Annotated in this window: 18 protein-coding genes; 3 read left to right on the forward strand and 15 right to left on the reverse strand. The window is 42.5% G+C overall.

Features of this window, described 5'->3' with window-relative positions; translation table 11 throughout:
- Nucleotides 1–18 precede the first annotated feature (18 nt).
- The 13 genes from ACGHAV_RS06555 to ACGHAV_RS06615 form a co-directional block, all read right to left on the reverse strand.
- Nucleotides 19–1,491 carry a GGDEF domain-containing protein gene (locus ACGHAV_RS06555; protein ID WP_390378075.1) on the reverse strand — a complete coding sequence of 491 codons (1,473 nt, stop codon included), beginning with the start codon at nucleotides 1,489–1,491 and terminating at the stop codon, nucleotides 19–21.
- Between the two features lie 344 nt (nucleotides 1,492–1,835).
- A complete protein-coding gene (locus tag ACGHAV_RS06560) occupies nucleotides 1,836–1,991 on the reverse strand; it encodes a hypothetical protein (protein ID WP_390378077.1) in 156 nt (51 codons plus the stop codon).
- A gap of 91 nt (nucleotides 1,992–2,082) precedes the next feature.
- A complete protein-coding gene (locus tag ACGHAV_RS06565; RefSeq protein ID WP_390378080.1) occupies nucleotides 2,083–2,316 on the reverse strand; it encodes a hypothetical protein in 234 nt (77 codons plus the stop codon).
- A 369-nt stretch (nucleotides 2,317–2,685) separates the two neighbouring features.
- Nucleotides 2,686–2,979, reverse strand: coding sequence for a hypothetical protein (locus ACGHAV_RS06570; RefSeq protein ID WP_390378083.1), 294 nt, complete (start codon nucleotides 2,977–2,979; stop codon nucleotides 2,686–2,688).
- A 287-nt stretch (nucleotides 2,980–3,266) separates the two neighbouring features.
- Nucleotides 3,267–3,971 carry a DUF3379 family protein gene (locus ACGHAV_RS06575; protein WP_390378086.1) on the reverse strand — a complete coding sequence of 235 codons (705 nt, stop codon included), beginning with the start codon at nucleotides 3,969–3,971 and terminating at the stop codon, nucleotides 3,267–3,269.
- Nucleotides 3,964–4,521 (reverse strand): sigma-70 family RNA polymerase sigma factor, encoded by a 558-nt coding sequence (locus tag ACGHAV_RS06580; protein WP_390378089.1) that lies wholly within the window; start codon nucleotides 4,519–4,521, stop codon nucleotides 3,964–3,966. The genes ACGHAV_RS06575 and ACGHAV_RS06580 overlap by 8 nt, the downstream gene beginning before the upstream one ends.
- Before the next feature lie 127 nt (nucleotides 4,522–4,648).
- Nucleotides 4,649–6,541 (reverse strand): DUF885 domain-containing protein, encoded by a 1,893-nt coding sequence (locus tag ACGHAV_RS06585; RefSeq protein WP_390378092.1) that lies wholly within the window; start codon nucleotides 6,539–6,541, stop codon nucleotides 4,649–4,651.
- A 150-nt stretch (nucleotides 6,542–6,691) separates the two neighbouring features.
- Nucleotides 6,692–8,509: a BatD family protein gene (locus ACGHAV_RS06590; protein WP_390378094.1), complete on the reverse strand. Its 1,818-nt coding sequence runs from the start codon at nucleotides 8,507–8,509 to the stop codon at nucleotides 6,692–6,694.
- Nucleotides 8,510–10,507 carry a VWA domain-containing protein gene (locus ACGHAV_RS06595; RefSeq protein ID WP_390378097.1) on the reverse strand — a complete coding sequence of 666 codons (1,998 nt, stop codon included), beginning with the start codon at nucleotides 10,505–10,507 and terminating at the stop codon, nucleotides 8,510–8,512. It lies immediately after the preceding gene.
- Nucleotides 10,507–11,544 carry a VWA domain-containing protein gene (locus ACGHAV_RS06600; protein ID WP_390378100.1) on the reverse strand — a complete coding sequence of 346 codons (1,038 nt, stop codon included), beginning with the start codon at nucleotides 11,542–11,544 and terminating at the stop codon, nucleotides 10,507–10,509. Before ACGHAV_RS06600 ends, ACGHAV_RS06595 begins: the two co-directional genes overlap by 1 nt.
- Complete coding sequence (locus ACGHAV_RS06605) at nucleotides 11,537–12,193, reverse strand: DUF4381 domain-containing protein (protein ID WP_390378103.1); 657 nt, start codon at nucleotides 12,191–12,193, stop codon at nucleotides 11,537–11,539. The genes ACGHAV_RS06600 and ACGHAV_RS06605 overlap by 8 nt, the downstream gene beginning before the upstream one ends.
- The gene (locus tag ACGHAV_RS06610) at nucleotides 12,193–13,155 is read right to left on the reverse strand and encodes a DUF58 domain-containing protein (protein ID WP_390378106.1); all 963 of its coding nucleotides are present in this window, start codon (nucleotides 13,153–13,155) and stop codon (nucleotides 12,193–12,195) included. Before ACGHAV_RS06610 ends, ACGHAV_RS06605 begins: the two co-directional genes overlap by 1 nt.
- A gap of 4 nt (nucleotides 13,156–13,159) precedes the next feature.
- A complete protein-coding gene (locus tag ACGHAV_RS06615) occupies nucleotides 13,160–14,116 on the reverse strand; it encodes an AAA family ATPase (protein ID WP_390378109.1) in 957 nt (318 codons plus the stop codon).
- 408 nt (nucleotides 14,117–14,524) lie between these two features.
- Between ACGHAV_RS06615 and fadI the strand changes: the two genes are divergently transcribed.
- The 3 genes from fadI (at nucleotide 14,525) to ACGHAV_RS06630 (ending at nucleotide 18,398) form a co-directional block, all read left to right on the forward strand.
- Complete coding sequence (gene fadI, locus ACGHAV_RS06620; RefSeq protein WP_390378112.1) at nucleotides 14,525–15,835, forward strand: acetyl-CoA C-acyltransferase FadI; 1,311 nt, start codon at nucleotides 14,525–14,527, stop codon at nucleotides 15,833–15,835.
- 19 nt (nucleotides 15,836–15,854) lie between these two features.
- Nucleotides 15,855–17,993, forward strand: a complete 2,139-nt coding sequence (gene fadJ, locus ACGHAV_RS06625; protein ID WP_390378630.1) for a fatty acid oxidation complex subunit alpha FadJ — start codon at nucleotides 15,855–15,857, stop codon at nucleotides 17,991–17,993.
- Between the two features lie 207 nt (nucleotides 17,994–18,200).
- Nucleotides 18,201–18,398, forward strand: a complete 198-nt coding sequence (locus ACGHAV_RS06630) for a hypothetical protein (protein ID WP_334013016.1) — start codon at nucleotides 18,201–18,203, stop codon at nucleotides 18,396–18,398.
- Nucleotides 18,399–18,523: 125 nt separating this feature from the next.
- Here ACGHAV_RS06630 and ACGHAV_RS06635 read toward each other — a convergent pair whose 3' ends face one another.
- Nucleotides 18,524–18,691 carry a hypothetical protein gene (locus ACGHAV_RS06635; protein ID WP_390378116.1) on the reverse strand — a complete coding sequence of 56 codons (168 nt, stop codon included), beginning with the start codon at nucleotides 18,689–18,691 and terminating at the stop codon, nucleotides 18,524–18,526.
- 430 nt (nucleotides 18,692–19,121) lie between these two features.
- Nucleotides 19,122–23,666 carry an EAL domain-containing protein gene (locus ACGHAV_RS06640; RefSeq protein ID WP_390378119.1) on the reverse strand — a complete coding sequence of 1,515 codons (4,545 nt, stop codon included), beginning with the start codon at nucleotides 23,664–23,666 and terminating at the stop codon, nucleotides 19,122–19,124.
- Between the last annotated feature and the right edge of the window lie 81 nt (nucleotides 23,667–23,747).

The following is a 23,747-nucleotide window of genomic DNA, read 5'->3' on the forward strand; positions in this document are numbered from 1 at the left end:
TGCAGTATTTGGCTAATTCTATCTAGCACTGTTTGATTTCGCTTTTTGATTTCCAGCAATGCGTCGCCATATGAGCAATATAGCGGCAATAACTACTATTAACAGGTAGATAGTATTTGTTTTCTGCTCGTTATCTTTAGTTAAGCCCAAGCGCTCAGCACGAAGTTCATTCAACTCTTCTCTTCTAAATCTCGCTAGCTCAATGTCTTTTAAAATACTATTGGCAAAGGGGACATCGCTTATTTTAAATTGCTCACTGTTCTTTTTAACCAGAATAGCATTGTAGTTTTTAAGGTGATGGTAAGCCAAATTGTTATCGCCAAAAACTTCGTAAAGGCGAGAGAGTTCGAGTTCAACCACTAATGCAATTTGTGATTCAAAAGCAGAGTTGTCCTGAGCTTTTTGCAGAGCTAACTTGTAATTTTTTACAGCCAACCCAAAAGCGTTTTCGTCACCGGTCAACGCATGCTTCAATGCATAATAATATGTTACTAGAAGCTCAGCCCTTGTAATGAACTCCTTTTGATTAAGGGCCTCTATTTCGGATTGTATTTTTAAAATTTCTTGTTGGTTTGTTTCGACGCCACTAAACACAAGAACTCTAAGGTGTTGTACCTTTATTAGGAATTTTTTGTGATGTGAATTTACGTCAACTACAAACTCAAGAGCTTTGTCGATTAAACGAAAGGCATCTTGAAATTTATTTTGCAAAATGAGCGCGTCGATAGCGAAAAAATATGCCCAAGCTTTAATTGCTTTGTCCGGACTGTTTAGCAATTCTAAAGAGTGATGGTAGGCTCTACTAGGTACGGAAAGCTCTATATAAGCAACTCTAAGCCATTCGTGAGCCGCGTATTTAGTAAAATAATTTTCAAGTTTTTTGTGGCTCGTCTTTTCAGGTAGGTATGGCAGAGCGTACTCAATCTCAGATATAGCTTGAATAGGACTCGCTACCCCGAGCTCCATTGCTAACCATATACTAGCGATGGCCGTTGCTTCTTCATCCCCTAGGCTTAGTAATTCAGTTTTAAGATCTAACAGCTCAGGAACTGAGTATTTTATTCTCATGCTAGAGTCTTCAAAATTGACCGCATTCTTACTAAAGATGTAATAAGCCTTTGCCGCAGCATATAGTTTAGGAGACTGCGCTTTTAAATGTTGCCAATGCTCTTTGAGAAGAGGGCTTTTAACGAACACCGGAATTTTTGCGCTACCAACGTCGTTTGTTGTAGAGGTTGCTAGTAAGTGGCGAAAAACGATAGCTTCCTTGGACGCGTCTTCTTGTAGGCCAGATTGATCAAGAAGGTTTAGAATATCGTCATTAGATATATCACTTGCAAAATTCCAATGATAAATGGCTGTTGCGACGAGATGGCTATAAACAGATAGCTTATCGTTTCCAGAAGTTGATACACCTTGTTCAGCTTTTGCTGGAAAGGAACAGCCGAAAAATAATATAGCTAAAAAGCTATACCATTTGATACAACGCATTAGTGATACTTGTCCATTAATAACTCAGGAGGGTATTATATCGCAAATGAGACACATATTTTAATTACTATCTTAGTACTTTTGACTATGTATAAATCCAGCGCTTGACAACCTAAAATAGTTTTTCGAATGGCATTGCCCGATAAAGCGGAGTAGATGATTCACTTCGTCTTCTTTCTAGAAAACCACAACCATGAAGACAGTTGTGTAAGAATAACTATGAGTAGTGCCTGAATTGTGGAGCGCAAATTCTCTGTCTTGTTGTATAGCCCTAGTCGTTCTTTTCTTAGCTGTTCAAGTTCTCTTTGTCGCAGTATTTCTAATTCTAATAAGGTGTTTAAGCGTTAACAGCCTCCCAGTTCTGCTTCACGTTTAAAAGATAATTCTTCAATCTTCATTGATACAGCGCTTTCATAAGCTGATTTTGCATCGTCAAATTCATCATCTGAACCAAAATAGGCTTGATGTACGGCAGAAGCATAGTCTGTATATTCTGCCATCAATATGGGAACCTCGTTTATCTTTAATGTTTCTATTATCAGTGATAATTTCTTTTATTCTTTTTGATGGTTCGAAATCAGATAGGTAGTTCTATGTTGTGAGTTCTAATGCATAAATGACTAGCTGCTTAATTGGGTCTTTTTTGGAGTTAACTTTTTTTGCATCTTCAATAAGGCTAAGTGCTAAGTCATGCTTACCTACTAAATTTGCTGCTGTTATTGGATAAGCGTAATTCCATGCTTCTATGGTACCAAGCTTCGTTTTGAGCGCTTTTCCATATTCCAAAGCACGACTTGGTATATTAAGTTCAATGTAGCTATTCATCAGCCAAACATAAGCCGTAACTCTGTCTAACTCTGTTTGAAGAAGCTTGGATGGCGACCTAATTGGAAGGTGCGGCAGTGCATACTTAATTTAATAGATTGAATACAACGACGAAGATTCTGAATATTCCATTGCAAGCCACATACTCACCGTAGCAACAGCATGTTTGTTGCCAGTTTTTAGCATCTCGCGCTTTAATTGTTGCATTGCAGGAATGGTTACCTGGCTTCTATTTTATGTACCTTTGTAGTTGTTCAGCCCTTCGATATATACCGTAGGCTCGAGCGTAAGTATATGTCTCTATTGATAATTCTTTTAACGCGCCCCAGTTTTCTCAAGTAACGGCATTTTTACGAAAACAGGCACTTTCTAATACTGTTCCTCTTCAGCTGTACTCAATGCCATAAGATGACGAAAAACCACACTTAATTCCGACTCATCTTGCTGAATCCCGCTTTCTTCAATACGTTTCTTGATGTCTTCATTCGAAATGGCGGAAGTGAAGTTCCAATCGTAGATAACCGCGTGCAACAGTGCTGAATATTCTGCGAGTTTCTGTGTTTCTTTTGAGCTCCCTATTACAGCCTCTTGTGAAGTAGCATATGTTGAAGGCAGTAAACAAATAAATAGGATTGCCTTCAATAATCGGCAGCAGTGCGTCACTATAATTATTCTCTTTTTATTGAAAGTCTAAAACTGGACGGTAATTGAAACGTTTGTTTTATATTGGAAGCAGTATAACCTTGCTTTGGTTTTAAATCAGCCCGTTTGAAGGAGGATATGAAAAGACTTAAAAAATTAGGGAATGATGTTAGTTGAAGATATTAAAACAAAAAGTCGGCCGTGAAGGCCGATCTTAATATAAAGAAGTACAGTCTCGTAAGCTTATGTACTTAAACGTTAAATGTATTGTGTTAGTACACACAATGTGTTGTTTAGACTTTCATTTTTTAAGCAGAAAACTGAATACGCTTTGCAACGGCTTCTTTCATTTCGCTCAAGTCTGCGTCTTTATCGCCTACAATCATCACGTTAGCACGTTGAAGCTTTAAGCTTTCACCACGATATTGTTTGTCTGCGAACTCGCTAGGCACTGTAACGTCGCCACGCTCAGGTACAACAAATACCGACATTTTGCCTTGTGGTGTATCAACAATAAGGTGAAGACTTCTTACTGTACTTAAATGGCAATAGTTAGCTACTTCAACGCCGTCTAGCATTTCATTAAAGCTTGCGCCAAAACTAGCTAGTTTGGCATTCACCATATTCAAGTCTACCGGCAACAGCGAATGCGCTTGTTCCATATCTGCATATTGCATATGCGCTAGCGCTTGCCCGCCAATGCTAAGTGGCTTGTGATGCCACATCGTCAACGCAATGCCTACAGTAAACGCTACCGATGCCGCCATAGCTAAATACCAACGACTTCTTCGCTTGTAGCGTGTAAATTCATCGGCCGATTGTTGCCAAATCAGTTTATTAGCTAAATCATCTGGCACATCTACTTTCAATGATTGCTTAAGCTGTTTATCTAACAGCTTTTGTTCATTCCAGAAATGGCGTTTATTGTCATCAGCTTTCGCCGCTTCTACAACGTCACTGTCAGTCGTTTCTGGATCGGCGTAAATTCGACGCCTAAATTCTAAATCATCCATTTACACGACCTCTCTGTTCATTTTGCTTCTCTAATGTCTCTTTAAGCTGGTTCCGCGCGCGAAAAAGGCGCGTCATTACCGTGTTTTTGTTAAGCCCCAGTTGGTTGGCAATTTCTTCACCGCTAAAACCAAAAATAAGCTGAAGTATTAACGGCTCTCGGTACTCAACACTCAAACCGCCTAAAAGCCGCTGCAATTCTCTGTCTTTTAAATCACCATCGGCCTGTTGGGTGTCGTCGTGAATACTCACGTCATCAATATCAACGGTATCAAACTGCTTTCGTTCAAAACGCCGAGCGTTCTCTCTACGCAAAATAGTGATAAGCCAAGACTTTGCAGCTTTTTCATCATTCAATGCGTCAAGCGAGCGCCACGCTCGTAGAAACGTTTCTTGCACGATATCTTCAGCCACACTTTGGTCTTTCACTAACCAGTAAGCGTAGCGGTATATGTCTGCGTGAAACGCCTTAACAAGCGCCTCATATCTTTGGTGTTTTGCTTTCATACTCGATAAGACCTGAGTGTTATCGATTTTATTTCGCGAAAACATAAATATTTCCAAAAATAAATTTCTTGTAACTATGACATAAAAAAACGCACATAAAAAACGCGCCTTTTTCATTACCCAAAAGGCGCGTTCGTTAAGCGAACAATTTTATTTTTCGTGAACGGTTTAATTACTGTTGTTTTTGGCTAGAAATCCAGGTTTCTATGTTTTCTTCCAGAATAGACAGGGGGACAGGCCCATATTGAAGAATTTCATCGTGGAAACCTTTCCAATCAAACTTATCACCCAACTCGTTCATCGCTTTTTCTCGAAGTTCCATGATTTTCAATTTGCCAATCATGTAAGCCGTAGCTTGACCAGGCATAGCAATATAACGCTCAATGGCCTTTTGCGCGTCGTATTGTGGGTTTGGTGTATTTTCTACCAAGTAATCAACGGCTTTTTCTCTCGACCATTGCTTTGCATGAATGCCTGTATCAACCACTAAACGGCATGCGCGCCATAGTTCCATTGCTAAGCGGCCGAAATCAGAATAAGGGTCTTGGTAAAAGCCCATATCTTTTGCTAATTCTTCGGTGTACAGGCCCCAACCTTCAGTATATGCCGTAAAGCTCAAGAACTTCTGGAACTGTGGTACGCCTTCTAGCTCTTGCGCAATGGTTCGCTGCATATGGTGGCCAGGAATGCCTTCGTGGTAAGCCAATGCTTCCAACTGATAAGTTGGCATTGCTTTCATATCAAAAAGGTTAGCGTAATAAATACCTGGTCGACTTCCGTCTTGCGCTGGGCTTTGATAAAACGCCTTACCTGCAGACTGTTCTCTAAATGCTTCAACGCGCTTAACTATCATAGGTGCTTGCGGCAAGATACCGAAGTATTCAGGTATTGCTTCACGCATATCGTCAATGGCTTTTTTGGCGTCATCAAGGTATTGCTGTCTGCCTGCATCGGTAGACGGAAGATAGAATTGATCATCTTCACGCATGAAAACAAAAAATTCTTGTAGGGTGCCCTCAAAGCCAACCTTCTGCATGATTTCTCGCATGGCGTTGTGGATACGTTCTACGTTGTCTAGACCAATCTGATGTACTTCTTCAGCGGTCAAATCGGTGGTTGTGAACCAATTAAGACGGTTTTGATACCATTTGTCGCCATCAGGTAATCGCCAAACGCCGTCACCTTCAGGTGTGAGGGTTTGTTGATGAGCTAATGCATCAATGAATTTATTATAGGCTGGTTGAACCGAGTTTATTAATGCTGCTTTTGCATCGTCTAGTAAAGCCTGCTTTTTAGTTTCTTCAATATCTAACGCTGATACTTTGTTCTGAAAGTCTTCCCATAGTGTCGACGCAGTTTCACTATCATCAAACGGCGCACCAGAAACCACATTCTTAGATGCATCAATCATTTGATCGTAAGCCCACGCAGGTGGGAAAACACCTAAGTCTTCGCGAATCTTCATTTGAGCAATAACCTGATCAAAATAGGTAGACACATTATTCAGTCTTCCAATGTAGGCCTTTGCATCGTCTTCGCTCTTAACGCTATGGATATTAATTAGAAAGCTAGGAACTTGCGTATGAGCAGCGCGAAATTGATGAACAATATAGCGGTGGTGGCGAAACTTATCATTTGCTAGATCGCGCTCAATCCCCAGTTTGTATAGGCGCAGGCTAAGTTGCTCTTGCTCGCTTAACTGCGTGCTGTCAAAGGTATCAAGTGTTGCAAGACGTTCTTTAGCAATGGCAACACGCTCATCTGCTTGCTTATCGCTTATGTCATCCCATTTGTCGTAATCCCACTTTTTGCCTAAATAGCTTTGAAAAAGAGGAGAGCGTTTTAAATCTTCTTCGAATGTTCTTTCGAAAAATGCGCTTAGTCGCTGGGATTCAGATTGCTGAGCCACTTGCTCTTGTTTAGGTGTCGACGCTTGGTCTATGGCTGTTTGCGATGCAGGTGTGGTTTGTGAGGCTGGTGAACACGCCGCTAGGCCCGAAATAGCTGCTATGGCTAATGCCACAGGCGTAAGTTTAGTCGCTAAATGCTTAAATTGTGTTTTCATAAAGTTTCCCTGTGCTTTTCATTTGCTCTTATTTGTCAAAGACGCCTGCCTTCTAAAAAGCTTTGCGCCGTGTGACGTTGCAAAATTTTATTATTCGATTTCTCACTTACCTTTATTCGACTCTTCCTCATTTGACAAGTGCTATGCGGTTTACCCAGCAGGATATAAGGTGGATAACCGTTGCGCTTTTGCTGATTCTTTGTCTAACCACTGTTTTCGTGACGTTTTTATGGCGTCCAACAGACCGACAAATATCTGTTTATTGCTTTGCGACTTAACGTTTGCTTGAGCAGGCGAGAAGCGAAGCGCAACTAACGCGTCAAAGTAAGGCTTGATTGCCTTTGTTTCGGGGATGTTACCTGGTAAAGCACGCTGTTTGTTCTCACTTTCAAGGGCAGCCAGCCATTTTACCAGTGCGCCCTCGGTAGCTTTCACATCTTGCTTTTTCAATGTTTTTAGCAGGAATTTGAACGCGTCGCTCTCTGTATTATTTACTATTTGCTGATTACCTTGCGGCGCGGCTACATAACCACTAGGGCTTTGTATGAACCTTTTTATGCGACGAAGCTTTATACCAGTATAAATCCAGCCTACTAACAATAGCGTGCTTACCAGCAGCGAAACACACGCAATATAAAACCAACTTTTATCTGTAGCCGATGCATCTGATGTGGTTTGCGCTGCTGCATTTGTTTCGTTTTCACGACGCGCAGCAGCAATTTGTCCACTTTCGTTATCGCTATTCTTATCATCAGTTACAGTATTACTTGTCGCAGACGGCGCCAACGGTTGAGCGGCTGTATTTGCGTTTGGCGCCACTACAGTGATAGTCCTTGCAGCAATGGTTGCGTATTCCGTTTTTTCAGTTAGCGTATTAAACCAAGGTATGGTTACCTCGGGCAACACGTAGCTGCCTGTCTGTGTTGGAATAATTGCTAACGATGTTTGACGCTGCGATATTAAGTTTTGGTCACGCTCTACCGTGGTAGTGGTTGACTGATCTGGGTATAACTTAAAGCTAGGAGGGTAAAATTCAGGAATGTCTGGCAGTTGTTCTTCAACCACACCAAGCGCCGTAAGCGTCAATATGCGTGTTACAGGCTCACCGGCGATAAACTGATCACCTTGCGGCCATTCTTCATCAACTCTCACCATTTCAGATGGGAGCCACGGGAAATCAATATCTTGAGGGATTGGCTTTATCGTAATAGTAATATCTGGCCCCACGCGATTAATCTGTTGAGTTCTATTAAAAAAGCCAAAGCGCTGATTGGTATTAGGGGCAAGCACTTCGCCGGTGAAAATAGGGCCGCGCAGTGTGAATTCGCCAGATGCCTGAGGTATAATGGCAAATTGGCGTTCAATAATTTGATAGCGCTTACCGTTAACGATATCACTATACTGCTTGTCTTCACCTAGCTGTTTGATATCCGCATTTTGCATTTCAGGCGCTTGAAGACTGCCGCGCTCAATGTTGCCCGATAAATACAACTTAACGGTATAAAGCAGTTGCTGATTCAGGTAAGCCTCTTTTAAGTCAATGTCGGTCGTCACGTAATAATCGCGTGCAACGCTGCCTTGCCCTTGTTCTTGAACAGGAATGACCTTAACGCGAATAGGCTTTGTTGATTTGCCTTCAACGCTTAATGCTGGAATAGTGAATGTACCTTCTTTTCTGGGAAACAATGTTGTGGTCCAGACCGTGGTACGTTTTGTATCAAAATTAACTATAGAAGTTTGACTGCTTACCGATGTTCGTCCAACAACAAAGTCTTTCAACAGCGGTGAGCTGTCAAAGGCGTCTCTGTCTGCACTTCCATCAGCAGTCACAGTAAGCCGTATCGCCTCATCCAGCATAACTGGGTTTCTGTCTATCGTTGCTTCAACAGAATTTATATCTGCGTTAGCTGAGTACGAAAACGTACATAGAAATATAAAAATAAACGTAGATAGGGAAACTACTTTCATCTACCAATCACTCCGATTTGAAGGCATGCGTTGTCGTTGTCGTTTTTGGGCTTCAAGCTGCATTTTGCGTTTTAACAGGAACGCGGGGTCGTCGGGAACTCGACGCATAAGACTTTCCATACGCTGCATTTCTTCTTTTTCTTCATCCGTTAACTCTGTGTCAGCTACTGGTTGCCCTTTGGCGTCTACTTCAGGTTCGTTTTCACTTTGTTCTGCTTGCTGTTGACGCTGCTGTTCACCTGTTGACTCTTGTTGTTCTGGTTGTCGGTCGTTCTGTGCAACTTCATTGTTATTCGCTTGTGATTCAGGTGAATTGGCATCATTTTGCTGATCACCATTGTCTTGTTCACCGCTCTGCGAGTCTTCATTGCCTGGCTCTTGGTTCTGATTGTCTGAATCACTGTTTGAATCAGAGCTTGAATCATCGTTTTGCTCGCCGTTCTGATTGCCGTTTTGGTCTTGATTATCGCTATCGTCGCCAGCTTGCTGGTTTTCGTCTTGGTTGTTTTCAGGTTGTTGATTCTCTTGCTGTTGCTGTTGTTCCAACAGCTCTTCTACAACCGTTTTATTCGCTTGTGCATCTTCTAAAGATGGGTTTTCTTCAAGTGCCTGTTCGTATTTCTTTAGTGCTTCTTCTAATTGGCCAAGCTTGGCAAGCGCATTGCCTTGGTTGTAAAGGCTATCAGCGCCAGGTATCTTTTTATAAGCATCAAGGGCAGCTTCATAGTCACCTGATTTGTACAACGATGAAGCTTTCCACTCATCATTTTCAAACACTTTAGCCGCGTCTTTGAAACGCTCTTGTTTAAACGCGGAATGTCCTTCTTGATCTGCATTTAGGAAGGGTTTTTGCCACCACGACAATGGTTGTCTATTTTGTGATTGTGTCGATGATGCTGATGTGTTTGAAGCTTCTTGCGCCAAAGACGGCGGGGCAGAGAGAGGTAGCAGTAAACATGTTGCGAGTGCAAAAATCACCCCTCGCTTGAATGCAAAGGCGGCAAAGGGAACAAGTAAAAGAAGGATATATGGTCCCATCTCTTTAAACTGGTCACCTTGAATATTACTCTTTTCACCTTCATCGTCTGCATTCCGGCGATCCATTAATGACAATGACGCAAGGGTATTCACGTCATCATCGTTGGCGGTAAATGAGGCGAAGGTTCCACCATTTGCATTTATCACACCTTTTACCGAGCTTTTATTTAGTTTAGGGATAACAATGCTGCCTGTTGCATCCTTCAATAGCTCGCCAGTCAATTGACGAATAGGTGCACCTTGGGGCGTTCCAACGGTAAGCGCGTTTACCTTGAAGGGAAGGGTAGATACGTATTCTTGCAGTTCCGACTGTTGTTGGAAGTCAATGCCGTCGGTGATCCAGTAAATCATACCATCGTTGTAACCTGCATTGGTTAGCAGTTCTACCGCGCTTTCTATACCAAGCAAAGGGTCGCTTCCTGGAACTGGCATAATTTCAGGCGATAAGCTTGGAAGTAAGGCCGTAATGTTAGCAGCATCTTCAGTCAATGGACTTATAACGAACGCGTCACCCGCGTAGGCTACCAGCCCCATTTCGCCTTCACTTATCGCACTAACTAAGTCAATAGCCTTGTATTTTGCGCGGGTCAATCGGTCAGGCGTCATATCAGTAGCACGCATAGATAGCGACATATCCAGTACAATCACGTGCCCCATTTTTAATTGATAAACAGGCTGGGGCAAGCGTTCCCATGTTGGCCCTGCTAACGAGATAGTTAGCATTAACCATCCTGTTGCAAGAAGCCAAAAAGGAGGGCGCTTACCTTTTTGTGTTTTACCCACAACCATGTGCTGATATAAGTGAGAAGGGATAACAGATTGCCAGCCAGAGCTATTACTGGCTGTACGTTTCAGCCAGAGATACAAACCCATTAAAGGGATGAGTGCAAGGAACCACTGCGGGCGAATAAAGTGAAATTGCTCAATAAAGGTATCAAGTGAAAATGACGAAAAGTCCATTAAACCTTGGCTCCTTCAGTGGTATTTTTATACTTTAATTTTTTCGCCACACGACTAAGCAGTGGTGACAGAACTGCAACCACTGCCCACAAAATGCTCAGTAACAAAGCAAATGCCGCAGGGTAGAAGTAAAGCGCTGTAAGCGGGCGCATTTTACGTGTCTCACCTTCTATGGGTTCAAGCGCATCTAATTGTTGATAGATGGCTTGAAGTTCCTCTGCATTTCGCGCTCTAAAATATTGCCCACCGGTTGAAGTAGCAATGTCTGTTAACATGCCCTCATCGAGTTCTTGAGACGGGTTTACTTGTCGACTTCCGAAAAAGCTCTGAATAAGCATTTTGTCTGCACCAACACCAATGGTGTAAACCTTTATGCCCTTACTTATAGCCAAACTCTTCGCTTGTTCGGGGGTAATATTTCCAGCGGTATTTTGGCCGTCAGTGAGCAAAATAAGCACATTGTTTGACTGTTCTTTTTCGTCGAAGCGTTTAACTGCCAATCCAATAGCGTCGCCAATAGCGGTTTGTTCACCCACAAGACCTATAACAGCCTCGCGAAGTAGGGTAGATACGGTATCCCTATCGTAAGTAAGAGGGGCCTGTACATAAGCAGTATCAGCAAACAGAATAAGGCCTAGTCTGTCGCCCACACGGCGTTGAATGAAGTCGTAAAGAACTGACTTAGTCATAGTAAGACGATTAACTTGGCGACCGTTTAACTGCATGTCGTCAATTTTCATGCTGCCAGAGAGGTCTACTGCAAGCATCATTTCTCGCCCTTCATTGGGAATGCTAATAGGCTCACCAAGCCATTGTGGCCTGGCGGTAGCACATATCAACAAGATCCAAATAATCGTAGCCACCAACATGGGTATTTTACCATTTTTAGTAATCGATAAATGTTCTGTTTCGTTAGGCTTGAGTCTTGGCACTTTTAACGCTGACATTGCCGTTTCCTGCGCTCTGGACGAAAAAAAGCGAACTAATAGAGGTAGCGGAAGTGCAAAAAATGCCCACCACCATGCAAATTCAAGCACTATGCACCTCCGAACTTACATCCTTATTTGATACCGAATTCATATTCGAGTTTGATTTTTTGTGGAGTGAAAGCCCATGACCTTGCTTTGAATTTTGAATATTGTCTTTTGGAAATGACGTTTTACTTATCCAATACTCCGTAGCGTAGAAACAATCTGCAAATGCGTCATTGTTAACATGTCTTTTATAGAGATTAAGTTGCAATGCATTGAACCCTTTATCAACGCGTTCATTTGCACCGCATTGATTTGTTAAAAACGTAAACCACGCATTGCCATGCAGCGACGCCACGTCACTTTGCGGGTAATAAGATAACGCCACACGTTTTAACAAGGTATTAAGTGATTGTGGCCAATCTTTATCTTCTATCGATATTGTCTTCAGTACTTGAAGGGCATGCTTCTTGGCCTTAGTGTGTTCAATGTGACGATAAATGGCTCTTACAGTAAAAAAAGCAGTAGTGATAACGACGACAATAAGACACCACCACCCCCAGTCGAGAGGCCATGCATTCACATCTGACGGCACGTGAATATCGCGTAATTGTGCAAGAGGGTCCTGCTGTGCAAGAGTACTTGGTACCGAGCTATTAGTTGCAGGATTACTTGATACGGCGTTGCCGTTAGGTGCCCAAGGTTGTAACTGCATTACAGTAGCTCCCTTTGCATACTTTGCAACTGATCATCAAGCATTGCCCCTGCTGAGACGGTATAGCGAGAAATTTTGTTCTTACTAAGCGCTGTACTGATACCGTCATTCTGGGCGGCACGCCACATTGCGTACTCTTGTTGCTCTTTTTTGTCGCCCAATATCCAGCGTTGTTGCGTTACACCGTCAGACACATTTACTGCTTGCACAGCGTTTAACTTTGGCAAGCTATGCTCAATAGGGTCGGTAACCACTATGGCTCTTACCTCACAATGTTTAGTCAAATTATTAAGGTGGCTCAATGCTTGTGAAGAAAGGTTTTGAAAATCTGACACCAAATATACAAGACTACCTGGGCGAGCGAGCCTGCGTGCCCTTGCACAAGCATCGACAAAAGCTGCTTCATCGCGTGCCTTATTCGGCGAAATTTGTAGGCTCTCGCTATGTAGTGACATAAGTTCGTGGCAGACTCTTAAAACCGCTTTTTTTCGGGTAAGCGGTTTTACTTCTTTGTGTTGGGATTGATTGAATATTAATGCGCCTACTTTGTCCCCCCTCGCTGCAGCCGACCAACTTATTAATGAACAAACGTGAGCGGCTTGTACCGCCTTGGTGAGCAGTTTCGTGCCAAATGCCATAGAAGGTGAGTAGTCACAGAATAAGAAAACAGGACGTTCGCGTTCTTCTCGATATACCTTGGTGTGCGTTTTACCCGTTCGCGCAGTTACGCGCCAATCAATGGCGCGTATATCGTCACCATGTTGGTAATGCCTGGCTTCGTCGAATTCCATGCCCCTACCTTTATGCTTGGTCAAATAGCTTCCTGCTAGCCGCGCTTGAGGCGCATGCTTAGGTGCCAAACTAAAAAGTGTTGATAGCTGCTGGTAACGAAGTAGCTCTGCCGTTGACAGCGTCACACCGTCAGTCAGCAGCTTATTCAATTGAGTTTGAATATCTGTCATGATTTTACGGTACTGCGACAGTCGCCACTATTTTGTCGAGTACGTCATTTACCGTAATGCCTTCAGCTTCAGCTTGATAAGACAGAATTATTCGATGACGAAGTACATTATGAGCCACTGCTTGTATATCGTCAGGCCCCACAAAATCACGACCGCTTAACCAAGCATGTGCTCGTGCACATTTATCTAGACTAATGGTGGCCCTTGGGCTAGTCCCCATCGCAATCCACTGGGCTAGGTCTGGACTAAATTGCGCAGGCTGTCTAGTGGCCATAATAAGTTGCACTAGGTATTGCTCTAACTCTGGCGCCATGTACAAAGAAAGGGCTTCTTTGCGAGCGGTGAATATATCGCCTTGAGAGAGAGTAGGGGGCGTTACAGGCGGCTCAGAAAGTGCTTCACCTCTTGTCAGTCTAAGTATTTCTAACTCTGTTTCTGCCCCCGGATAGTCAATATCAACATGCATTAGGAAGCGGTCTAATTGTGCTTCAGGCAGAGGGTAAGTGCCTTCTTGTTCAAGTGGGTTTTGCGTTGCCATTACAAGAAACAGCGGTGGAAGTGGATAGGTTTTGCTTCCGACGGTTATCTGCCGTTCTGCCATTGCCTCTAATAACGCCGACTGAACCTTTGCCGGCGCTCTGTTTATTTCGTCGGCAAGTACTAGGTTGTGAAACAATGGGCCTTTCTGAAATACAAACTCACCCGTTTCAGGGCGATAAATGTCGGTACCTGTTAAGTCGGCAGGAAGTAAATCTGGGGTAAATTGTACTCTATGGAAATCCCCATCAATACCGTTAGCTAGTGCATTGATCGCTCTTGTTTTCGCAAGCCCTGGGGGGCCTTCTACCAATAAATGGCCATCGGCAAGTAGCGCGATTAAAAGGCTTTTGGTTAGCGCACTCTGACCGATAATTTGTTGGTCTAAATACGCATGCAACTGTTGAAACTGCTCTGCTGCCATATTGCAATTTTCCGTTCTAATTCTCGTTTTTGGGGGTGTCAGTGAAACGTATGGCGTTGTATTGAAGCTCATTTTTCAATACACCGAAGCTAGCCGAAATGAACATACACGCTACAACCACGTATTCACTATGACACAAAACAGACTATGATTTTCATATAAGGTTCATTCTACCTTTCTTCAATATCATAATCGGAAAGAAATTGTCTTCGATAGCGTTTTTGGCAAAAACGGGTGTTGACACAGCTTTACTGTTAATTTGCGCAAAATAAATATTACGCTTAACACTCATCTTAAGTGCATTATTTGCTATTTTGTTCATTGTTTGTAAAAATCAGGTGTATTACAGGTCAGACCACTTAATTGGTTTTCAAAGTAAACCAATAGGGTCAATTATTTAGGTGCATTATGGCTACAAAACAATCAGTAACAACCCGAGAGGGTGATCGCATCGCCATTGTCGCGGGGTTACGTACTCCGTTCGCAAAGATGGCGACATATTTTCACGGCGTACCGGCTGTTGATTTAGGTAAGATGGTCGTTAACGAACTTCTTGTTCGTCATGGTGTTCAAAAGGAGTGGGTTGACCAAGTTGTTTATGGTCAGGTTGTTCAAATGCCAGAAGCGCCAAATATTGCTCGTGAAATTGTACTTGGCACCGGTATGAATGTGCATACAGATGCTTACAGCGTATCTCGCGCGTGTGCAACGAGCTTCCAGTCTACAGTTAACGTTGCCGAGAGTATGATGGCAGGTACTGTTCAGGTGGGTATTGCTGGTGGAGCTGACTCTACTTCTGTTTCTCCAATAGGTGTTTCTAAAAACCTTGCAAGGGCGTTAGTTGACCTGCAAAAGACAAAAACGTTGGGTCAAAAGCTTAATATCTTTAAGCGCCTAAGCTTGAAAGACTTAGCGCCTGTTCCGCCAGCGGTTGCGGAATATTCTACTGGTTTGTCTATGGGGCAAACTGCAGAGCAAATGGCAAAAACACACCAAATCTCTCGTGAAGAGCAAGACAAACTAGCACATCGCTCGCATAGCCTTGCAGCTGAAAGCTGGGAAGGCGGTAAGTTAGCTGACGAAGTTATGACTGCATATGCGGAACCTTACAAAGGTGCGCTTGAGCGCGACAATAACGTGCGTTTCGACTCTAAGTTAGAAGGCTACGCCAAGCTACGTCCAGTATTTGATAAAAAATACGGCTCGGTAACAGCAGCTAATGCAACACCTCTTACCGACGGTGCATCAGCCGTGCTAATGATGACAGAAAGCCGCGCTAAAGAGCTAGGATATAAGCCGTTAGGTTACATTCGCAGCTATGCATTCTCTGCAATCGATGTATGGGAAGATATGCTAATGGGGCCATCTTACGCCACACCAATTGCACTAGACCGTGCGGGTATGACGCTTAATGACCTTACGCTTATCGAAATGCACGAAGCCTTCGCGGCACAAACCTTGGCAAACGTGAAAATGTTTGCAAGCGATAAATTTGCGCAAGAAAAGCTAGGCAGAAGCAAAGCAACGGGCGAAATAGATATGGACAAGTTCAATGTAATGGGTAGCTCGATTGCTTACGGTCACCCGTTTGCAGCAACAGGTACGCGAATGATCACGCAAATGCTTAACGAACTAAATCGTCGTGGTGGTGGTACTGGCCTTCTAACAGCTTGTGCTGCTGGTGGTCTGGGTGCTGCAATGATTGTGGAGACAGAATAATATGAGTCAGGAACAAGAAATGACAAATGACGTTCAGCCAACATCAGGCGCATTTACGTTAACCAAACAAGATAACGGCGTCGCTATACTAAGTATGGACGTACCAGGCGAGAGCATGAACACGCTTAAGGCTGAGTTTGGTGATGAAATCTCTGCCATGCTTGATGACATCGAGCGTGATAACAGCATCAAAGGTGTTGTGTTAACTAGCGGCAAACCTAGTTCTTTTGTTGCTGGTGCTGACATTACGATGCTAGCTGCCTGCAAAACTGCCGAAGATGCAACAACCATAGCGGCAGGCGGCCAAGCTATTTTCGACAGAATTGAAAACATGAAGGCTACATTCGTAGCAGCAATTCATGGTCCGGCATTAGGTGGTGGTTTAGAGTTAGCGTTGGCGTGTCACTATCGCGTATGTACTGATTCACCAAGCACACAAGTTGGTTTGCCTGAGGTTCAACTAGGCCTACTGCCTGGCAGTGGCGGCACACAGCGCTTACCTCGATTGATTGGTATTCAGCAAGCAATGAAGATGATGCTTACTGGTGCGCCGGCGCGTGCAAAACAAGCCAAAAAGTACGGTATTGTTGACGATGTAGTTCCTCAAAGTGTTTTACTTAAAGTAGCAGAACAGTTTGCCCTTAAACGCAAACCTGAGCGCGATGCACCACAAAAAGGTGTGATGAACAAAATGCTTGAAAACACCGGCCCAGGCCGAGGTATGCTGTTCAAGAAAGCACGTGAAGCGACGTTTGCGAAAACAAAGGGTAATTATCCAGCGCCTGGCTACATTATTGATGTTATTGAAACTGGCATGAACGATGGCATGAAAGCGGGCTTAAAAGCTGAAGCAGAAGCATTTGGTAAGCTGGTAATGACACCTGAGTCTTTCCAATTACGTCAAATTTTCTTCGCAACTACCGAAATGAAAAAAGAAAACGGTGTTGAAGGTGTTAAGCCGGAAAAAATGAAGAAAGTAGGCGTGCTAGGTGGCGGCTTAATGGGCGGCGGTATTGCGTTTGTTACCTCTACAAAAGCAGGTGTGCCGGTGCGTATTAAAGACGTACGCGCAGAAGGTATTGCTAATGCGATGAAGTACAGTTACGACATCTTAAACAAGAAGGTGAAGAAACGCTTTATTCGCAACAGTGAAATGCAAAAGCAGCTTGCATTGTTAACAGGAACATTAGACTACAGCGGCTATCAAGACGCTGACATTGTCGTTGAAGCGGTCTTTGAAGACTTAGATCTTAAACAAAAAATGGTTGCTGATATTGAAGCGAATTGCAAAGAAAGCACAATTTTCGCTTCAAATACATCATCAATTCCAATTACGCAGATTGCTGCAAAGGCTGAACGCCCAGAGAATGTAATAGGTCTACATTACTTCTCGCCGGTAGATAAAATGCCGTTGGCTGAAGTAATTGCGCATGAGAATACGTCGGACCAAGTTATCTCTTCAACAGTAGAGTTTGCCAAGAAACAAGGTAAAACGCCTGTAGTAGTGAAAGACGGTGCTGGTTTCTACGTCAATCGTATTTTGGCGCCATACATGAACGAAGCGGCAAACCTTATTTTGGACGGCGAGCCGATTGAACATATCGATAAGTCTTTAGTGAAGTTTGGCTTCCCTGTAGGCCCTGTGAAGCTACTTGATGAAGTAGGTATTGATGTTGGTACTAAGATCATCCCATTCCTTGTAGAAGCGTTTGGAGAGCGGTTTACTGCTCCAAGTGCGTTTGACAAAGTACTTGCCGATGGCCGTAAAGGTAAAAAGAACCAAAAAGGTTTCTATCTTTACGAAGGTAAGAAACCGGGTAAAGAGGTAGATGAAAGCATCTACTCACTTCTTGGCTTAACACCTTCAGCCAAGCTAAGTGAAAAAGAAGTTGCTGAGCGTTGCGTACTGATGATGCTTAACGAGGCTGCACGCTGTCTTGATGAAGGCGTAATTCGAAATGCGCGTGACGGTGATATTGGCGCTATTTTCGGTATAGGCTTCCCGCCTTTCCTTGGCGGTCCATTCCGTTACATGGATACCCTTGGTATCAAGTACGTGGTTGAACGTTTGAATCACTTCGCTACTGCTGTTGGCGACAAATTTGCACCAGCTGAAGTACTTGTAAAAATGGCTGATTCTGAGCAGACGTTTTACTAAAATGTAAATTTAATGTTAAAAGCCGGGCTTTGCCCGGTTTTTTTGTATGTAATGTTTATTTTTGCTGGTTTATTGCGCAATTTTAGGTAAAATTCGTGCCGCTGATTTATTGAACAGTGTTCAGCGGTTGCGCAAAATCAATAGGTTGCATCTTAAAACACCTATTTAAGTCGTTTTGCGTAGATATCGAGTTCTCTTGGAGGTAACGTGATTTCCCTTTTACTACTTAGCATTGTATTTTCTATCTACTTCTATGTTGAAGCTTTTAAGTGGGGTATGCATGCAAAGAAATGGGCTGTTGCAGGCTTAGTTTTGGGGCCTATTTTGTTACCCATGTTTTCTATTGCACGGCATGTTCACTGGCGTAATGCAGTAGGGTTTAATAACCTCTATATAGCAGCGTAGGCCTCAAATACTGCATAAAAAAGCTATTTCTCATACCGGACCGATGCCGGATTAAAAAAACTTCTTTTCTTTAGGCGAAAAAAAAGAGAGCACATGGCTCTCCTTTTGGGAAATTTGGTTAGCGCTTATTTGCCAGTACCTAAAGAGCCATAACCAGTTTTTGGTCGATGTGTTTTCATCTCAGTTATCGTCTCTTTTTGAGACTCAGGTGCCTTCTTTGCACCTTCTTGGCTATCAGCAGCTACTGGAGTGGCGGTAGAAAGTACTAGTGCAACAGCGTACTCTTTTAACATGTTATTTTCCTCTAATTTTTGAACGAACAAACAAAACCGATATATAGTTATTGTTATCGGTATTAATGTTATTGCTAGTAGCGTGCCAACTTTAAATATTTGTTATAAATCAATGGTTTATGGTTGTTTTTCATTGTTGTGACATTTGTTTGACGTTAGCAGCAGATAAGTTATTGTTTAACGGCAACTTTCCGACGCTTTTGTTAACTTTGAGCGCATGAGGCGTTTGTCTTAATTGGTTATGTGTAAGGCGACTCAAATGAGTAACGCAGCACTTATAGGGGTTATTTGGTAATTAGAGGGCAAAGCAAAAGGGGGGCGTCTTCGCTAGTAGTTTATTTATGGTTGGGTAGAGACTTCACTAGCATAAAATGTGTTGATGACTTACATCTGAACTCATGTCTTAAAAGGACGGTATGGACGCGCTACGCTAAACGCTAGACTGGCTCAGAATAGTATGAAGCTGCTGGTTTTCGGTGAGTAGTTTTTCAAAGCGTTCTGCATTTAGCGGACGGCTATACAAGAAACCTTGCAGCATTTCACAATCGTACCGTCTCAGAATATCAAGCTGGGCTTCTTCTTCTACACCTTCAGCAACAACTTTTAAACCAAGATTGTGAGCAATGTTGATGATGGCTGCCGCCATGTGTCTATCTACATTGCTAACAGCAATATCGTCAATAAATGCTTTATCAATTTTAAGCGTATTTAGCGGAAAGCGCTTTAAATATGCAAGTGATGAATAGCCCGTTCCAAAATCATCTAACGCTAAGTGAATACCTCGCTCACGGAGCCTATTCATCATCTGTAGGCCATTTTCAGGGCTTTCCATTAGTGTGCCCTCAGTAATCTCGCATTCTAGGTGAAGAGGGGAGAGGCCCACTTCGCTGAGGATACGGTTAATGCGATCATCAAGGTCTGGTAATTCAAACTGTTTTGCAGAAATATTAACAGCAACACGGCCACTGAAAAGCCCCTGACTAACCCAACGTTTAGTATCAGCACAAGCTTTTCGCAGTACTTGCTCACCAATTTCAATTATCTGACCGGTTTGCTCAGCAAGTGGAATAAATTGCCCTGGGCTAACGATGCCTTTTTGCGGGTGTTCAAAGCGCACTAAGGCTTCCATGCTCACAAGCTTACCAGTAGCAATATCTACTTTAGGTTGATAGTAAACCGTAAACAGGTCTTCTTTGATGCCTTGCCTAATCAAGTTTTCAATTTGCAGCTGGCGAACCGCATTTTGATTCATCTCACCACTAAAGAACTGGTAGCTATTACCGCCATTGTTCTTGGCAAAATACATTGCAGTATCGGCATTTTTCAGCATTTCTTGTGGTGAGTTACCATCATCTGGATAAAAGGCTATGCCGATACTGGCGCCCAATACAAACTCTTGCTTATTAATGATAAAAGGGCGAGAAAGTGTATCTAACAAGCTTTGAGCGTAGTGAGTAACGGTGTGAACGTCAGCATTATCGTCCATCAATATACTGAATTCATCACCACCTAAGCGGTAACAGGTTGCACTTTTACCTGTTGTTCGCTGTAGACGCTTCGCAATCTGTTTAATAAGGATGTCGCCAGTTTGATGGCCTAGTGAATCGTTTATTTTCTTGAAGTTGTCCATATCCAGGCAAAGTAAAGTGTGTTGTGCGCCCTTACGAACTAAATTCTGGTGGCTAGCTTGGAAGAATGAACGGTTAGGTAATTCGGTAAGCGGGTCAGTATTTGCAAGTTTAAGGAGTTCCTTCTCGGTATTTTTACGAGAAGTAATGTCGCTGAATACGCCCACAAAGTGGCTAATTTTTCCATCTTCGTCGTGAACGGCATCGATGTTTAATTCCATCTCATAACGCTCTCCGTTAACGCGAACACTTTCAACTTCACCAGACCAATTACCTTTTGATTTAAGCGTTTTTTTAATCTCTTCGGTGAATGCATCTGGATATAAATGGAAATGCATGTAGCTAGCTAATGCTTGATCTCGCGTTTCGCCCGTGTAACCGCAATACGCATTATTAACACTGATAAACTTAAACTGTGTATTGGTAATGAACACACCTTCAGAGATGTTTTCAATAGAGCGTTTAAATAGGTTAAGCTGTTCTTCTGCCTCTTTAAGGTGGTGTATGTTTTTCAGCGTACCCGTCATTCGAACAGGTTGTTCATTGTGGTCGCGCTCTACCACTTTGCCGCGGTCTAGGATCCAAATCCACTGGTTATTAAATGTCTTTGCACGATACGCCAGTTCGTAGAAGTCGCTTTTTCCCTCTAAGTGTTCACGTAACGAGTCTTTCACTCGTGTAATATCGTTTGGATGAATATTGGCGTCATAAGCGCCTGTGGTACGAATATCGTCTTGTGGGAAATCTAGCGTGCCCCACGTGTTTGCGCGATAAACCTGACCGCGATATACATCCCAGTCCCATAGCTCATCACCTGAACTCCACAAAGTGAGTTTTAGGCGCTCTTCTGATTCTTTAATAGCTAATTGACTGGCATTTCGAATTTGATACTGGCGCACAATGAAAGCTAAGAACGCCAATGCAATAATACAATAAAAAACGAGAGCTACTGTATGTAACCAAGGGGGGCGTGCAACGTTAATATTAAGAAGCTTTGACGCAGACCATGACTTTTGCGGCTCTTTAGCTTGCACTTCAAAAATATAGCTACCGAATTTTATGTTATTGAATTGAGCTGTTCGTTCGATATTTGTATAAGTCCAGTTTTCATCAAAGCCTTGAAGTCTATATCGATAAATTGTTTGCGTTGGGTAAATGGCATTAAGTAAGTAAAAAGCCACACTAAATCTAGACTCATCATAATCTAGATTAATCTTTTCTTTGATACTTGTTGCGTGTCGAGTGTTATTTTCTACGCCTATCTTTTTATGGAACTGTCTATCATCTTGAATATAGCTCTCTTGTGATCCAAATACCCTAAACTCTTCAATCTCGGGCGGAAGCGTTGCAGAGTCTAATTTGATTTGCCCAAGTTGGTTGTTATTCACCCTGTTGTACCCTTCCATTCCACCGAAATAAATGTAGCCTTTGGAAGAAGCGAATACAGAGCTCTCTCCAAGAGAGTTATAATTTAGTTCAGAGTTTGGGATAAGTAATGTCTCAGCAAGGTCGGGAAGTGACAACTGGTGTACGCCAGCTGAGTCGACATACCAGATACTATCGTTAACACCTACGGACGATATAATCTGACTCGCGCCTTCTGGTCTCTTTTGAATTTTTCTAACCTCGAGGGAGTTTTTATCGACCATCACAATTCCGTTTGATCTTGTGGTTATCCACAGTGCTTCACTGGTTTCGTAGATACCATAAGCCATGAAATTGATTCCATCGCTCGAGGAGAACTCCTTGATAGTTTTCTTTTTCCCAAGGTCAAATATTTTTAATCCGTCATCTTTTCTAAGCCAAAGCCTATTGTAACTGTCCTTGAAAATGGGGATTAACCTCTCTGCTACAGATGCTTTCTCTATAGAACTGAGATTTACCTCATCACCAGAGTGGTTCAGCTTTATGGTTCCATTATTCTCACTCCAAAGCCAAACGTCATTGTCTTCGAGGTAAAAAAAGTCGATAAAGTTACCCTCAAAAATGTGGTCGACTATCTGAAGGTTATCGTTAATGAGTTGTAGTAAATAAATACCGTTAGATGACGCAAGCCAGAAAAAGCCGTTTTCATCTATCTCCAAATCCCAGTAGGTAATGTCTGCTGGTAATTTTTCGAAAATATCAAAAAACGCAACGTCTGATGTATCTGTCTGTATAAGGCCAATACCACGTTGCTGAGAGACAAGGTAAACTCGGCTATCACTATCTTCTGCAAAACCCCAAATAGCAGAGTGGTCATTTTCTAAGTTTTTTCCAGAATTGAAAACGGGCTTGTATTTGCTCTTTGCGTATGCAGGATGGAACTTGTAAGTACCCTTCTTCAAGGACCCAAGCCAGACTACATTCATTCTGTCTACAAAGATTTTGGTAATATCTGCCAAGGGCAGCATTGTTGTCTCTTGGGTAATTTGGTCAAGGTATATGTAGTCTATTTTAGTAAAAGCGTTTATTTCTTCACTCAAAAGGTCTTTTAAGATAAACGTGCCTTCACTAGTACCAACCCAAATATTGTTGTCTATTTCCTTAATTGCTTTGATTTGTTGCTTAGACGTGTTGTTGAAAACCTCATCGCCTATATGTTTGATAAGCTGTCCAGATGCGGATACTATTTTTATACCATTATTTGTGGCAAGCCAATAATTACCATTAATGACCTGCAACGCATTTAATGTGGAAATATCTAATGATATGCCCCATGGGTTTACTTTAGTTGTGTGATACAGCTCATTTGAATGCTTATCGAGTATTGATATACCACTGCCCTTAGAGCCTATCCAAATACGGTTAGTTTCATCGCGAATAACGCCAGTTATGCTAGGTACATCAAAAACCTTTTTAATTAGCTCAATCCGTTGATTTGAAAAAGAGTACCTGTAAAGGTTTTTAGGGTCAGTGAATAAGATATCGCCTTCAGAAGATTCGCTAATGCCTGTAATTATATCTGTCTTAAGTACGGAGTTGTCTTTATCAAAAACTTCGAAGTCATCACTTTCAGGTCGATATCTCGCTAACCCAGAGTGAGTAGCAACCCACAGGTTCTGTTGTGAATCAAAAAGGAGCTTATAAATGTAACCTGACGGAATCGAGTTGGAGTTTGTGTCTGATGGGTGATATTGCTTAACGTTGTATCCCGAATATCTATTTAACCCGTTTGCGGTGGCGATCCAAATGTACCCTTTATCGTCTTCGACAATATCCAGTACGGCGTTATCGGAAAGTCCTTCAGGTTTTCCGACCTCTTTGAATTTTAGATCAGAAATCTCTATCGCTTTTGCCTGAACGCAAACGAGTCCTGGCAAAACCAACATAAGAAAATAGATTGTAAATATTAGGGTTGAGCGCACCTAAACACCTTTGGCTTACACCATTTTATTATTTTTTTATTATTACTGGTAGCATCCCTAACAACCAGAATAATAAATATG

It is taken from the genome of Alteromonas sp. MTD1 (assembly GCF_042848195.1).
In the GTDB taxonomy this organism is placed as follows: domain Bacteria; phylum Pseudomonadota; class Gammaproteobacteria; order Enterobacterales; family Alteromonadaceae; genus Alteromonas.